The 14,535-nt window shown below is 46.0% G+C and carries 12 protein-coding genes; 7 read left to right on the top strand and 5 right to left on the bottom strand.

Annotated elements, in window-relative coordinates; translation table 11 throughout:
* Positions 1–19: 19 nt before the first annotated feature.
* The 6 genes from BQ7489_RS05025 to rfbC all read left to right on the top strand — a co-directional run bounded on the left by BQ7489_RS05025 (position 20) and on the right by rfbC (position 6,896).
* Positions 20–2,173, top strand: coding sequence for an alpha-galactosidase (locus BQ7489_RS05025; protein ID WP_394334075.1), 2,154 nt, complete (start codon positions 20–22; stop codon positions 2,171–2,173).
* Between the two features lie 340 nt (positions 2,174–2,513).
* Positions 2,514–3,863, top strand: coding sequence for an ammonium transporter (locus BQ7489_RS05020; RefSeq protein WP_072530208.1), 1,350 nt, complete (start codon positions 2,514–2,516; stop codon positions 3,861–3,863).
* Between the two features lie 131 nt (positions 3,864–3,994).
* Positions 3,995–4,780 carry a DnaJ domain-containing protein gene (locus BQ7489_RS05015; RefSeq protein WP_072530207.1) on the top strand — a complete coding sequence of 262 codons (786 nt, stop codon included), beginning with the start codon at positions 3,995–3,997 and terminating at the stop codon, positions 4,778–4,780.
* A gap of 15 nt (positions 4,781–4,795) precedes the next feature.
* Positions 4,796–5,323, top strand: a complete 528-nt coding sequence (locus BQ7489_RS05010; RefSeq protein WP_072530206.1) for an HD domain-containing protein — start codon at positions 4,796–4,798, stop codon at positions 5,321–5,323.
* A gap of 87 nt (positions 5,324–5,410) precedes the next feature.
* Positions 5,411–6,319 carry a glucose-1-phosphate thymidylyltransferase RfbA gene (gene rfbA, locus BQ7489_RS05005; protein ID WP_072530205.1) on the top strand — a complete coding sequence of 303 codons (909 nt, stop codon included), beginning with the start codon at positions 5,411–5,413 and terminating at the stop codon, positions 6,317–6,319.
* 4 nt (positions 6,320–6,323) lie between these two features.
* Positions 6,324–6,896, top strand: coding sequence for a dTDP-4-dehydrorhamnose 3,5-epimerase (gene rfbC / locus BQ7489_RS05000; protein WP_072530204.1), 573 nt, complete (start codon positions 6,324–6,326; stop codon positions 6,894–6,896).
* 109 nt (positions 6,897–7,005) lie between these two features.
* Here rfbC and BQ7489_RS04995 read toward each other — a convergent pair whose 3' ends face one another.
* Complete coding sequence (locus BQ7489_RS04995; protein WP_072530203.1) at positions 7,006–8,556, bottom strand: carbon-nitrogen hydrolase family protein; 1,551 nt, start codon at positions 8,554–8,556, stop codon at positions 7,006–7,008.
* Between the two features lie 197 nt (positions 8,557–8,753).
* Between BQ7489_RS04995 and BQ7489_RS04990 the strand changes: the two genes are divergently transcribed.
* Complete coding sequence (locus tag BQ7489_RS04990; RefSeq protein WP_072530202.1) at positions 8,754–9,929, top strand: dicarboxylate/amino acid:cation symporter; 1,176 nt, start codon at positions 8,754–8,756, stop codon at positions 9,927–9,929.
* 101 nt (positions 9,930–10,030) lie between these two features.
* On the opposite strand, the gene BQ7489_RS04985 is transcribed toward BQ7489_RS04990, so the two are convergent.
* From BQ7489_RS04985 to BQ7489_RS04970, 4 genes are read right to left on the bottom strand one after another with little or no spacing between them, the layout of a single operon-like run.
* Positions 10,031–11,482 (bottom strand): ATP-binding cassette domain-containing protein, encoded by a 1,452-nt coding sequence (locus BQ7489_RS04985; protein WP_072530201.1) that lies wholly within the window; start codon positions 11,480–11,482, stop codon positions 10,031–10,033.
* Between the two features lie 51 nt (positions 11,483–11,533).
* On the bottom strand, positions 11,534–13,534 hold the full coding sequence (gene pulA, locus BQ7489_RS04980) for a type I pullulanase (RefSeq protein ID WP_072530200.1): 2,001 nt from the start codon (positions 13,532–13,534) through the stop codon (positions 11,534–11,536).
* Between the two features lie 7 nt (positions 13,535–13,541).
* Entirely contained in the window at positions 13,542–14,111 is a 570-nt protein-coding gene (ruvC, locus tag BQ7489_RS04975) for a crossover junction endodeoxyribonuclease RuvC (RefSeq protein ID WP_072530199.1), read from the bottom strand.
* Entirely contained in the window at positions 14,108–14,413 is a 306-nt protein-coding gene (locus BQ7489_RS04970) for a DUF4286 family protein (RefSeq protein ID WP_072530198.1), read from the bottom strand. Before BQ7489_RS04970 ends, ruvC begins: the two co-directional genes overlap by 4 nt.
* Between the last annotated feature and the right edge of the window lie 122 nt (positions 14,414–14,535).

The raw sequence follows: 14,535 nt of genomic DNA, 5'->3' as shown, positions 1-14,535 counted from the left end.
ATTCTCCTTGATCTGGTCCATGCTTCCGGCCCAACAACTGAGCATTTCCACTCCAAATACATCGCTTGTACTTGAAGCACCCGCCGGAGGGGAATTAAAGTATCTCTATTATGGAAACAAACTTACCGACAATGACCTGCAGAATCTGAGCAGTTCCGGAAGCCCTACATTCTCCGCCTATCCCGTCTACGGCATGAACTGCCCCGGTGAAACCGCATTGGCCGTCCGGCATGCCGACGGAAACATGACCCTGCAGATGGAAGTAATCAAGTCGGACACCAAAGAAAACGACAAGGACGTTACTACTACCATCTACCTGAAGGATAAAGTATATCCGTTCTACGTAAATGTATGCTACAAAGCCTACAAAGATGTAGATGTCATCGAGACGTGGACCGAAATCAGTCATGATGAAAAGAAAGCCGTCACCCTGAACCAGTTCGCTTCGGCCTATCTTCCCATCCGCCGCGGCAACGTATGGCTCTCCTCCCTCTACGGCTCATGGGGAAACGAAGCACGGCTTAACCAGGAACCGCTTCATCCCGGAATGAAGGTAATAGCCAACAGAGACGGAGTCCGCAATTCGCACACCAGCCATGCCGAGGTCATGTTCTCACTCGACGGAAAACCACAAGAAAACACAGGGAATACCATAGGTGCAGCCCTCTGCTACTCAGGCAACTATAAACTACGCATCAATACCGACGACGGTGACTACCATCAATTCTACGCCGGCATCAATGAAGAGAATTCGGCATATAACCTGCCCAAGGACGAAGTATTCCGTACCCCGGCACTGGCACTTACCTATACACAGGAAGGATTAAGCGGAGCCAGCCGCAACTTCCACCGTTGGGGACGCCTGTATAAGCTGGCTCATGGGAATACCCTCCGCAAGATATTGCTGAACAGCTGGGAAGGAGTCTATTTTGACATCAACCAGGAAGGCATGGACCAAATGATGTCCGACATCGCTTCCATGGGAGGAGAACTCTTCGTCATGGATGACGGATGGTTCGGAAACAAATACCAGCGCAATACAGACAATTCATCACTAGGCGACTGGACCGTCGACAAGAAAAAGCTTCCGGAAGGTATCGACGGACTGTTACGTGACGCCAAGAAACACGGCATCCGTTTCGGACTCTGGATTGAACCCGAAATGACCAATACAACCAGCGAACTGTATGAAAAACATCCGGAATGGATCATAAAGGCTCCACAACGCGATCCGGTTCAGGGAAGAGGAGGAACACAGGTCGTACTTGACCTGGCAAATCCGGATGTACAGGATTTCATATTCGGCGTTGTAGACAACCTCATGACCCAGTATCCGGAAATCGACTATATCAAATGGGATGCCAACATGTCTATCATGAACCATGGATCGAACTATCTTACCAAAGACAACCAGAGCCATATGTATATAGAATATCACCGCGGACTGGAAAAAGTGCTCCAACGTATCCGTGCCAAGTATCCGGACCTGACCATCCAGGCTTGTGCAAGCGGCGGTGGACGTGCCAATTGGGGTTACTTGCCTTATTTCGACGAGTTCTGGGTAAGCGACAATACCGATGCCCTCCAGCGTATCTATATGCAATGGGGTACATCGTACTTCTTCCCGGCCATTACAATGGCTTCACACATCAGCGCATCACCTAACCACCAGACTTCCCGGTCTATCCCGCTGAAATACCGGATTGACGTAGCAATGAGCGGACGGTTAGGTATGGAAATCCAGCCGAAAAACATGACCGACACAGAAAAGGAACTCTGCAAGAAAGCCATAGCCGACTACAAGATGATACGCCCGGTAGTCCAATTAGGCGACATCTACCGGCTGGTCTCTCCATACGACCATATGGGAGTAGCTTCACTGATGTACGTATCACCCGAAAAAGACAAGGCCGTATTCTACTGGTGGAAAACCGAGCATTTCATCAACGAACACCTTCCCCGCGTAAAAATGGCCGGACTCCAAGCCGACAAGCTATATAAGATACATGAGCTGAACCGGGTAGACAACAAACCTCTAAGCTTCGAAGGCAAGACATTCAGCGGAGAATACCTGATGGCTAACGGACTGGAATTACCATACAGACACGCTACCTCTTACACCAACCAGAATGACTGGTCAAGCCGTGTGCTGTATCTGGAAGAGATAAAATGACCTGTCTGCCATAAGACAGAAACAATTCTCGCTCACTCCATCGGACTCGTGGGTATGTAAACCCATCCGTCCGATGGAGTTTTTTATTTTCATTTTAAATCTAAGTTTCAAATTGAAATTAAAATAGGATATAAATATTACATAAAGACATAAAAACAAGCGTATATAAAAACAATTATCACAAACAATATCCACATTCAAAATAAATTAATCAAATAGATGTAAAAAAACATTATATAATATCATTTTAATAGTATATTTGCATTATCAAGATAAATATAACACAAAACAGCAGTATTACATATCCTTTTAATATAAACAACTATTAAACAACTACGAGATGAAAAAGAGATGGATTATTTTAATGACATTGATTGTCATAATCAGCCTCATCGGCGTACTGACCCCAGAGACTCCCGGACTATGGGAACCGGATGAAAACATGAACGCGGCCAACGTCGCATGGATGATCACCGCTACAATTTTCGTACTGATGATGACCCCGGGACTTTCCTTCTTCTATGGAGGTATGGTAGGAAAGAAAAACGTTATCTCCACCATACTCCAAAGCTTCATAGCAATGGGAGTTGTCAGTGTAATCTGGGTGGTTTTCGGATTCAGTCTTGCCTTCGGTGACGATTGCGGAAGCTTCATCGGAAATCCCGCTACCTTTTTTATGTTCCATGGCGTAGGAGCCAAAGTAGATACCTACCTGGCCCCGACTATACCGCTGGCGTTATATGCGCTCTTCCAGATGAAATTTGCCATAATCACCCCGTCGCTTATCACAGGATCATTTGCCGAACGTGTCCGTTTCTCGGGATACCTCATTTTCATGATCCTGTTCTGCATATTCGTATATTGTCCGCTGGCACACTGGACATGGCATCCGGACGGATTCCTCCGTCAGATGGGGGTAGTCGACTTCGCCGGAGGTATCGTAGTACACGCTTCTTCGGGTGTAGCCGCACTGGCAGGAGCCATCTTCCTGGGACGCCGTACCAACAAGCATCATAACCCGGCAAATATACCTTTCGTAATTCTGGGCGCTGCCATGCTATGGCTGGGCTGGTTCGGATTCAACGCAGGTTCTTCCCTGGCAGCAGACAGCATTGCCATCAAAGCCTTCCTGAACACCAACACGGCATCGGCGACAGCCATGATGGTATGGATATTCTTCGATTGCCTGCGCGGACGTAAGCCGTCGGCCATGGGAGCAGCTGTAGGAGCCGTAGTCGGACTGGTTGCCATCACCCCGTCTGCCGGATATGTCACGGTAGGTGAAAGCATCTTCATAGCACTGACTACCACCATGGTATGTAACATTGCAGTATACTGGAAAAACAAGACCAGTGTGGATGATGCTCTCGACGTATTCCCTACCCACGGTGTAGGCGGTATATTCGGAACTATCCTGACCGGAGTATTCGTCAACGGACTGGTTGCCGGAAACATTGACGTATTCCTCATCCACCTGCTGGCCGTTGTCCTGGTATGCGGATATACATTCATAGTGAGCTATGCACTTTACTGGCTGACCAACAAAATGATTCCGTTACGTGTTTCGGCCAAGAGCGAAGCAGTAGGACTGGATATAAGCCAGCATGATGAATCCTACGGTTTTGCCGATGAAGGCGAACGTGAACTGGCAGAATATCATGCCGGGGAAAAAGAAAAAGAAAAAGAATAAAACAGACCTGACAGATTGTGACGGGACATGTCCGGGATTATCCTGCAATAAAAATTGCATATAATCCCGGGTGTGTTCCGTCTATTTTTTACTAACTTTACCACGCAATTAAGAAACTTAAAAACAGAATTATGAAAATAGGTAAATGGATAGGCGGGATCATGGGTTTCATGACAATGGGACCTTTAGGCGCACTGGCGGGTTTTGCCCTCGGCTCTTTATTCGACAATGCACAGGATTCTTTCAACGGAGATAATGGAGACACAACCGGATACAACACATCCGATCCGTATGCGGGACAACGCAACAGCTTCCTGTTCTCCATGCTGGTTCTGGCATCGTACATCATCCGCGCCGACGGAAAAATCATGCACAGTGAAATGGAATTGGTACGCCGTTTTCTGAGAGTGAACTTCGGTGAAGAGGCCGTAAGCCAAGGCGAACAGATACTGCTTAATCTTTTTGAACAACGCAAACAGATGGAACGTAACAATCCGGATGCCTTCAAGAACACCATCCGCCAATGCGGAGCCCAGATTGCCGCAAACATGACATACGAACAGCGTTTGCAGCTACTCGATTTCCTGGTCAAGATAGCCCAGGCAGACGGAAATGTATGCACGGCCGAAATCGAAGCACTGAAGGAAGTTTCCCTTTCCATGAACCTTTCGGAAAAGGAACTGGAATCCATGCTTAACCTGGGAGGTGATTCACTGGAAGGAGCCTACAAAGTTCTGGAAATAGAACCTACCGCTACCGATGAGGAAGTACGGGCCGCCTACCGTCGTCTGGCCTTGAAGCATCATCCCGACAAGGTAGCCACCCTGGGAGAAGACATCCGGAAAGCGGCCGAAATAAAATTCCAACAGATCAATGCCGCCAAAGAAAAGATATACAAGGCAAGAGGTATTAAATAAAAACAATGACATAAAATGGAAATGCACACACTAACTCCAATAAAGAATGCACTGGAGCAGAAAGTAACGGAATACTATATAAACAATGCACCAGCTATCGAACAGATACTCCATACCCAGTCGGTAGCGGCCTATACCCGGCTTATCGCATATGGAGAAGGATGGGACCAACATCAGACCGACCTTATTGAAATAGCAGCCTGGCTGCACGACATAGGTTGCCCCAATGCACGCAAACTTTACGGAAACAGCCTGCCTGCCCACCAGGAAAGTGAAGGGAAAAAGCTGGTGGAAGAATGGCTGAAAAATGAAACAGGCCTTACAGCAGAAGAAAAGGTATGGCTGGCCGATGTAGTAGGTACCCACCATCAATACCCGTCGGCCGTCAAGCTGCACTTCTCTCCCCTGTTTGAAGCCGACCTGATCGTAAATCTGGTAGAAGGCTATTATAAAATGGATAAAGCCCAACACCTGTTCGATACAATGATGATAACCCCGACAGGCAAGAAATTATACGCAGCACTGTTCCTTACAAAAGAATAGACGGGCTGGAACCAGATTCTTGACAAAAACTTTGCCTTTAACCGAAAATACCTTTATTTTGCATCCGAACTTAAACAAACATTCTCCATGAAAGGTATTGTATTAGCCGGCGGTTCGGGCACACGCCTCTACCCCATAACCAAAGGGATATCCAAACAACTGATCCCTATATTCGACAAGCCCATGATCTATTATCCGATTTCGGTACTTATGCTTGCCGGAATACGGGAAATACTGATTATTTCAACCCCTCAAGACTTACCCGGTTTCAAACGCCTTCTAGGAAACGGAAGCGACTTCGGAGTCCGTTTTGAATATGCCGAACAGCCATCTCCCGACGGACTGGCCCAAGCATTCATCATCGGTGAGAAGTTTATCGGAAGCGATTGTGCCTGTCTGGTATTGGGAGACAACATATTCCATGGCAATGGATTTTCGGCTATGTTAAGGGAAGCCGTACGCACAGCGGAAGCGGAACAGAAAGCTACGGTATTCGGCTATTGGGTCAGTGACCCGGAACGTTACGGTGTCGCTGAATTCGACAAGGAAGGCAACTGCCTGAGCATTGAAGAGAAACCGGAACACCCCAAATCAAACTATGCTGTAACGGGGCTGTATTTCTACCCGAATGAAGTGGTAGAAATAGCCAAGAACATCAAGCCTTCAGCCCGCGGAGAACTGGAGATCACAACGGTCAACCAGATATTCCTGGCAGCCAATAAACTGAAGGTCCAGACTTTGGGACGAGGATTTGCCTGGCTGGATACCGGAACCCACGATTCCTTGGCCGAGGCCTCAACCTATATTGAAGTAATAGAAAAGCGTCAGGGGCTGAAAGTGGCCTGTCTGGAAGGCATTGCGTTACGTAAAGGCTGGATCACACCCGAGAAAATGAGGGAACTGGCCCAACCGATGCTGAAGAACCAATATGGACAATATCTGCTGAAAGTCATTGACGAACTGAAAAAGAACGAAAACTTAGAACAATTAGAATAAAAAGATGGAAGTAATCAAAACCGCCATTGATGGCGTAGTAATCATAGAACCTCGCCTGTTCAAAGACGACAGAGGCTATTTTTTCGAATCATTTTCTGAAAGGGATTTCAATGCACAGGTACGTACCGTACGCTTTGTACAAGACAATGAGAGCAAATCCAGCTATGGAGTTCTCCGCGGACTTCACTTCCAGAAACCACCGTTTGCCCAAAGCAAACTGGTGCGTGTCATAAAAGGATCGGTCCTGGACGTAGCAGTAGATATACGTAAGGGATCCCCGACTTTCGGCCAACATGTATCTGTAGAACTGACAGAAGATAACCACCGCCAGTTCTTTATTCCGAGAGGATTTGCACATGGATTCAGCGTATTGACCGACGAAGTGATTTTCCAATACAAATGCGACAATTTCTATGCACCTCAAAGCGAAGGGGCCATAGCATGGAATGACCCGGCCTTAGGCATTGACTGGAAAATTCCGGCAGAAAAAGTCATATTGTCTGAAAAGGACAAACACCATCCGATGCTGAAAGATGCCGAATGGTTGTTCGACTTCAACGAAAACCTTTATAAATAAAACGGGAAACCTAAAAAGAAGACATCCTGTAAACAGTAATATGAAACAACTGTTTACAGGATGTCTTCTTTTAAACTTGAAAGATATGAATGTCCTCAATTCCTGTGGATCACTTTTCTTCCATAGCAGCCTTTTTCATACGCAATTCATACAAATCATTTCTACGATCACGTAAATTACGGACACTACCATATGTATGAAGTTCATTCAGCAAATCCAGATCTACATCCGATACCAGAATCATTTCTGTATTCGGAGTAGCTTCGGCACGCTTACCGTCTGTAGGGAAAGCAAAGTCGCAAGGAGTAAATACACCAGACTGTGCATACTGGATATCCATATTATGCACACGAGGCAGGTTGCCTACACTTCCGGCAATCACGACAAAACATTCATTTTCAATGGCACGGGCCTGCGCACAGACACGGACACGGGAATAGCCGTTCTGGGTATCCGTCAGGAACGGAACGAACAGAATCTGCATACCCTGGTCGGCCATCAGACGTGACAATTCCGGAAACTCGACATCATAACAGATCAATACACCGATTTTAGCACAATCGGTATCGAAAGTCTGTACCATCTTACCTCCGCTCAATCCCCAGCTCTTGACTTCATCAGGAGTGACATGTACCTTTTCGTACATTTCATACGATCCGTCACGACGGCATAAGAAACCTACGTTATACAATCCGCCGTCTTCCTTTACATATGGCATACTTCCCGTTATGATATTGATATTATAGCTGATAGCCAACTTGATAAAACGTTCACGGACTTCATCGGTATACTGGGCCAGTCCACGGATTGACTGTGCTTCCCCCATATCATTGAATTTAGCCATCAACGGAGCGTTGAAATATTCAGGGAACAGGATAAAGTCACTCTTATACCCTGAAACGGCATCGACAAAGAACTCCACCTGTTCAAAAACATCATCCAGAGTCTTGTACGGACGCATCTGCCATTGCACCAGTCCCACCCGTACGGTAGTCTTCTTGTCTACATAAGAATCTGTAGGTGGCTGATAATAGATGTTATCCCACTGAAGTAAAGTTGCGCAATGCTTTGACTCTTCATCGTTCGGCAGGTAATTACGCATTACACGGCGCACATGGAAATCATTCGACAACTGGAAGGTCAGCACCGGGTCATAGATTTCACGGGAACGTACCTTGTCAATATACTCCTTCGGACGCATCGTGTCGGCATATTTATGATAATTCGGGATACGTCCGCCAAACATGATTGCCTTCAAGTTCAAGGTTTCACACAGTTCTTTACGGTACTCATACATACGGCGAGCCAGACGCAGACCTCGGTATTCCGGATGAACGAATACTTCGATACCATACAAAATGTTTCCTTTAGGGTTGTGCGTATTAAACGTTTCATTACCTGTTACCTTGGCATAAGTATGATCCCCCTTTACCATATCATAATCAACAATGATAGACAGGGCACAACCTACAATCTTGTCATCGACTACCGTAACGATCTGTCCTTCCGGGAATATCTTTATCAAAGTCTTGATCTGTTCTTTTGTCCAGAAAACATCTTTATCTGCATATACACGGGTAAATGACTGAGCCAACTGTGCATAATCCTCCATCTGCAGATTACGAATCTCTACCTTATTAATTTTCTGTATCGGTTCCATAAACTTTCAAATACATTTTAAAACTGGGCAAAAGTACAAATTATTCCAGATAAGGTGTATCAAAAAAACGACATAAAAAACCGATTAATGAAAGAACGAATAAAAGTTGTTTGCATATGAAACAAAAATCCATAATTTTGTAATTTCAACTTAAAATTTGCTATCAAAATACAGAAACGTTTAACACATAACAAACGATGAAAAAGATAAGAATCGGTTTATTGCCGCGGATCATCATTGCCATCATACTCGGTATTGCGGCTGGAATGATATCTCCTGATCTACCTGTACGAGTCTTCGTTACATTCAACGAAATATTCAGCCAGTTTCTAGGATTCATTATTCCATTGATCATAGTGGGACTGGTGACTCCGGCTATCGCCAACATAGGCAAAGGGGCAGGTAAAATGCTTGTTGTCACCGTTCTGCTGGCATACGGAGCGACCTTAATTTCCGGTTTCCTGTCGTATGGCGTAGGAGAAAGTATCTTTCCACGACTTATCGACAACAATATACCGCTTTCCGAAATCAGTGAGGCGCAAGGAATAAAACCTTTTTTCAGCATCCCGATACCTGAACCCTTGAACATCATGACAGCCTTGGTACTGGCATTTACCGTAGGACTGGGTATAGCCCATCTGGAAACCGACTATCTGAAAAACGTATGCAATGACTTCCAGCTCATCATCGTAAAAACAATCCAGGAAGTCATTCTTCCGCTTTTACCCGTCTACATATTCGGAATCTTTTTCAATATGACCCACTCGGGACAGGTATTTCATATCCTGCTGATATTCATCAAGATTATCGGAGTGATATTCCTACTCCACATTTTCCTCCTGGTCTTCCAATATAGCATCGCAGCCCTGTTTGTACACAAGAATCCGTTCCGACTGTTAGGGAGGATGATGCCCGCCTATTTTACGGCATTAGGCACCCAGTCATCGGCCGCAACGATCCCTGTAACATTGAAGCAGACCATAAAGAACGGTGTAGACGAAGGAATTGCCGGATTCGTAATTCCTTTATGTGCCACAATCCATCTGTCGGGGAGCACCATGAAGATTGTAGCCTGCGCACTGGCCCTGATGATGATACAAGGTATCCCCTATAATTTCCAGATGATGGCCGGCTTTATCTTCATGCTGGGCATTACCATGGTTGCTGCACCGGGTGTTCCGGGAGGTGCCATCATGGCAGCCTTAGGCATCCTCTCCTCCATCTTGGGCTTCGACGACAATGCACAGGCACTGATGATTGCCCTATACATAGCCATGGACAGTTTCGGTACTGCTTGTAATGTAACGGGCGACGGCGCATTGGCCTTAATGATCAACAAATGGTTTTCAAAGGCTCCCATCCCTAAGAAATAGAGGTACCCCAATAGAAAACAAAAAGGCTTCATCACAGCATACCTTTACCTGTGATGAAGCCTTCGATTATATTTGCTGGAATAGTTCCAGAATAATCTTTATCAATTATTGCGTTTCAAGAACAATGAATTCGTAATCGTATCCGGAAGTTCCTCCTGATAGTGGGTCACCATAATCATAGTCTTATCCTTCCGATGGCAGAAAGCTTCTATGATATCCTTGACCAACCGGCGGTTAATCATATCCAAGCCATGCAGCGGCTCATCCAGAATCAGCAGTTCCGGATCCTTGACAAAAGCACGAGCCAGTAATACCAGACGCTGTTCACCGCTCGATAACTGTAAAAAATTACGGTCCTTCAAATCCCGAATGCCAAAAATATCCATCCACCATTCACATACGGCAACATCCTCTTCCCGGGTCTTCCGATACAGACCGATAGAATCATACAGTCCGCTGGCTACAATATCAATAGTAGGTAGATTCTTCAGATAGGCTCGATGCATTTCCGGACTTACATAACCGATGTGTTTCTTTATTTCCCAAATGCTTTCCCCGCTTCCTCTTTTACGTCCGAACAGAGAAATATCACAGGCATAACTTTGGGGATTATCGGCACAGACCAAACTCAGCAAAGTAGATTTTCCGGCACCGTTCTCACCGCTCAGCGCCCACTTCTCTCCATTGAGGACACTCCAGTCCAAGTCTTTCAGAATAGTCCTTTCCCCATAACGGATACTCACCTTATTCAAGTCTACAATATGCTCCGCATGATAAAGGTTGTCGGCATAAGGCAAATCAAGAATACGCTGGCGCTTTTCATCCGACAATACATGAACCGGATCAGCCGGACGGGTAGCCAGATATTCCTGCAACGTGATCTTCTTACCACAATGACGATCTTCAACCGGAATTACATGAGTTATAAAAGTAGGAATATCATCGGTCTTTGACAGAACTAGAATAACCTGAAGATCAGTAACCTCTGTCAGCCGGGCCAACAATCTATGTAACAGGTCACGCGTCTTGGCATCCAGTCCGATAAACGGATTATCCATAATCAGGACGCGCGGATTGCTCAACAACGTTTTGGTAAGCTGGAATTTTCTCAACTCACCGCTCGACAACAGAATAATATGCTTGTCGAGCATGGCTTCAATTCCAAACAGGTCATATAACGACTTCCTCAGTTCTTCATTCTTACATTCAGGAAGCAGGTCACGTACAATCGGCGTATCATCATGGTCGTGTGCATTCCACCGTTGCTGATAATAATATGTACCGTCAGCATCCCCGTAAGAATCACGGAAAGTTATGTATTTGATATTATCGCATACCATTTTCGACTCCGAAGGAGAGAAATCATATTTCACCTCATTCATCAATAATGGATACCGTCCGATAATCGTATCCACAAGCAAACTCTTCCCAGATCCGTTTCTTCCCACAATAGCGACATGTTCACCGGCCGCAATCTGAAGGTTAATCGGTTCCTTCATGCGATAGAGAGGATGACGCGTCACCCCATTCTCTATAGAAATAATATTCTGCATTGTCTTTCCTTATTAGTTTTCTGTTGTATTTATTTTGTAGTCTATCAATTATCATTGATGTACAATCATAGCGGAACGCGGGGCCACCAGTATCTGATTTCCAGTTATAATACCCAACCCCAACACCAGGTCTATCTTTCCGTCACGGCATGCCACCCAATACTTACCTTCCGGTATGGGTACCGCAACCGGTTCGGTACGGGCATTCAGCACCACAATCGTGTTCAGCCATGAATCTCCACAAGGATTTCCCTTCAGCCGGAATGCCACTACATTCGATGCCGGCACATCTATAAATTCAAGATGTTTCTGCACCAGCCCGGCATCGCCCATTCTGAATGCAGGATGAGCTTTACGCATAGCTATCAAACCTTTCACATAATCAAAGACATCCTTATGCTGTGTTTTGTTACGCCAATCGATCGCATTGATGGAATCCGGACTGCTATATGAGTTATGCACCCCTTTCTTGTCGCGCAAGACCTCATCACCCGCAAAGATGAACGGTACCCCCTGCGATGTCAATACAGCTGTTTCCGCCAGTTTCTGCAAGGCGCTCAGCTCCTGTACCGAAGCCCCGGGCAAAGTAGCTTTCAGACGGTCGGTAAGACACAAATCATCATGGCAGCTCACATAACTGATCATCTGCGACGGAGAATTGGCCCAGATTTTCGGAACCTTATGCTTGGGATTACTGTTTACCTGCGGATGCATGATACCGCCTACAAGTCCGAATCTGACTCCTGCTTCATGCCCCGGACGACCGATGATGAAGGCACCCTGAGCGTCATTGCCGAAAGGTCCTCGCAAACTGTCCCGGAATTCATCACTGAAAGCCGCGATACCCGGCATCTTGTAGGTATTGTTCTTCATGGCCAGCTTTTCTTCAGGCAACTGAGGAGCACCCGCCGCCCATCCTTCACCATAAATGTAGATAGTCGGATCAATCTTGTCCAAAGCTTTCCGGATTGCATTCATCGTTTCAATATCATGAATACCCATCAAATCGAAACGGAAGCCGTCGATATGGTATTCCTTCGCCCAATAGCAGACAGACTCTATCATAAACTTACGCATCATGGCCCGTTCACTGGCTGTCTCGTTCCCGCAAGCAGAAGCGTCGGCAAACTTTCCGTCCTTGTCCTGACGATAAAAATAACCGGGTACCGTACGCTGGAAATTACTTCCATCGGTCACCGCTGTATGATTATATACCACATCCATAATGACACGGATACCGGCTTTATGGAGCGCCATCACCATCTGTTTGAATTCACGGATACGCACTTCCGGCCGGTAAGGATCGGTCGAATATGATCCGTCGGGTACATTGTAATTCTTCGGATCATATCCCCAGTTGTATTGAGGCTTGTCAAGTTTGGTTTCGTCGACCGACGAGAAATCGAACGACGGCAACAGATGTACATGTGTAATACCCAGTTCCTTCAGATGGTCCAGACCAGTCTTTTCACCTAAAAAAGTTTTCGTACCTTCTTCTGTCAGTGCCAGGAACTTTCCCCGGTTTTTGATTCCCCCGACAGTATCGATCGAAAAGTCCCGATGATGCATTTCATAAATAATGATATCGGAAAAATTCTTCAATGGAGGACGCTGGTCCTTGTCCCAACCTACAGGATTCGTCACGTTCCAGTCTATGATAGCGGCACGGTTTCCATTAACCCCAACCGCCTTAGCCATAACTCCCGGAGTATCTCCCTGCCAGATATCACTGATCTTTACATTGAATGTATAAAACCTACCTTTCAAGTCACCGTCAACCTGTGCTCTCCACATACCGTCCCGGTCAGGTTGCATGGCAACCATCTGGTAAGCAGATCCGCCCTCACCGGCCTCATAAAGCAGGACCCTCACTTCCTGGGCTGTAGGAGCCCACAAGGCGAAACGGGTAAAGGCAGGTGAATAGACCATCTCATCCCAGTTCCCGTCATAAACCGGATAATCATCATATGACTCATACGTATTCTGTTGTACAGAAGTACAGCCGATGGCAGTTGCCAGCATCGACATGACTAAAAGGTGCTTTACGTTCATGGTAATATCATTTATTAACTTTATCAGGATTCTTCGCTATGTAGTCTTTCCAACTCGAGTAAACGTTCGGCACGGACGGACGTCCCATCTGAAGATAATGACAATAAGCCGCTCCCAAAGCATCTGTCGCATCCATGAAAGGCCCCATCTCCGATGCCGGAATATGCAGCATACGCTTCAACATATCGGCCACCTGCTCCTTGCTGGCCTGACCGTTACCGGTTATGGCCATCTTGATTTTCAACGGAGCATATTCGGTTACCGGTATATCCCGGCACAAGGCCGCCACAATGGCAACTCCCTGAGCCCGTCCCAATTTCAACATAGACTGTACGTTTTTCCCGAAAAAAGGAGCTTCAATGGCCAGTTCGTCGGGCAGATAGGAGGTGATGATACCCTGCACCCGCTCATAGATATGCCGTAACTTCAGATAAGGATCGGTACATTTACGCAGATCAATCACTCCCAAAGTCATCACCTGGGGTTTCACACCCGTCACCTTCAATACACCATATCCCATGATATTCGTACCCGGGTCGATACCTAATATAATCTTTTCCTTGACCGGCTGTATCACTTGATTACCTCCATCAGGGTAGGAAAACCTATCACCTTGTCTTTAAATATCTTCATCATCTCTTCATTCAACTTCATGCCGGAACCTGTATACCACCGGTGCAGAACTGTACTGTCCTCCACTTCAAACTGAAGAGAAAAACATTCGCTATCCTGTTCCTTATGACTCAAGATCCGGAATATATGAGGATTCTTCAATTCACCCGACTCCTCAGCCTGTGGAATGTAACATTCATTCAGCCAGATTATGAAATTCCGGGCGTCGTTGATTTCAACATGGTAAGTCGTATTATAAATCAGCATAATCCAATATTTTAATTCAGGGCAAAGTTAGCAAATCTCACGTATTATCCTCCGACTGCCGGAAAATAATTCTACAAACATGGGGCGCGTTCACCCAACTTTTATTACTTTTGCGCACACAA

It is taken from the genome of Bacteroides ilei (assembly GCF_900128495.1).
Classification (GTDB): Bacteria; Bacteroidota; Bacteroidia; order Bacteroidales; family Bacteroidaceae; genus Phocaeicola; species Phocaeicola ilei.
This window is presented reverse-complemented; position numbering and strand designations above follow the sequence as displayed.

Excerpts from the sequence above, each read along its gene's own strand:
- BQ7489_RS05025 (WP_394334075.1), top strand. The coding sequence starts at position 20 with ATGCTTCCGGCCCAACAACTGAGCATTTCCACTCCAAATACATCGCTT.
- BQ7489_RS05020 (WP_072530208.1), top strand. The coding sequence starts at position 2,514 with ATGAAAAAGAGATGGATTATTTTAATGACATTGATTGTCATAATCAGC.
- BQ7489_RS05015 (WP_072530207.1), top strand. The coding sequence starts at position 3,995 with ATGAAAATAGGTAAATGGATAGGCGGGATCATGGGTTTCATGACAATG.
- BQ7489_RS05010 (WP_072530206.1), top strand. The coding sequence starts at position 4,796 with ATGGAAATGCACACACTAACTCCAATAAAGAATGCACTGGAGCAGAAA.
- rfbA (WP_072530205.1), top strand. The coding sequence starts at position 5,411 with ATGAAAGGTATTGTATTAGCCGGCGGTTCGGGCACACGCCTCTACCCC.
- rfbC (WP_072530204.1), top strand. The coding sequence starts at position 6,324 with ATGGAAGTAATCAAAACCGCCATTGATGGCGTAGTAATCATAGAACCT.
- BQ7489_RS04995 (WP_072530203.1), bottom strand. The coding sequence starts at position 8,556 with ATGGAACCGATACAGAAAATTAATAAGGTAGAGATTCGTAATCTGCAG.
- BQ7489_RS04990 (WP_072530202.1), top strand. The coding sequence starts at position 8,754 with ATGAAAAAGATAAGAATCGGTTTATTGCCGCGGATCATCATTGCCATC.
- BQ7489_RS04985 (WP_072530201.1), bottom strand. The coding sequence starts at position 11,482 with ATGCAGAATATTATTTCTATAGAGAATGGGGTGACGCGTCATCCTCTC.
- pulA (WP_072530200.1), bottom strand. The coding sequence starts at position 13,534 with ATGAACGTAAAGCACCTTTTAGTCATGTCGATGCTGGCAACTGCCATC.
- BQ7489_RS04970 (WP_072530198.1), bottom strand. The coding sequence starts at position 14,413 with ATGCTGATTTATAATACGACTTACCATGTTGAAATCAACGACGCCCGG.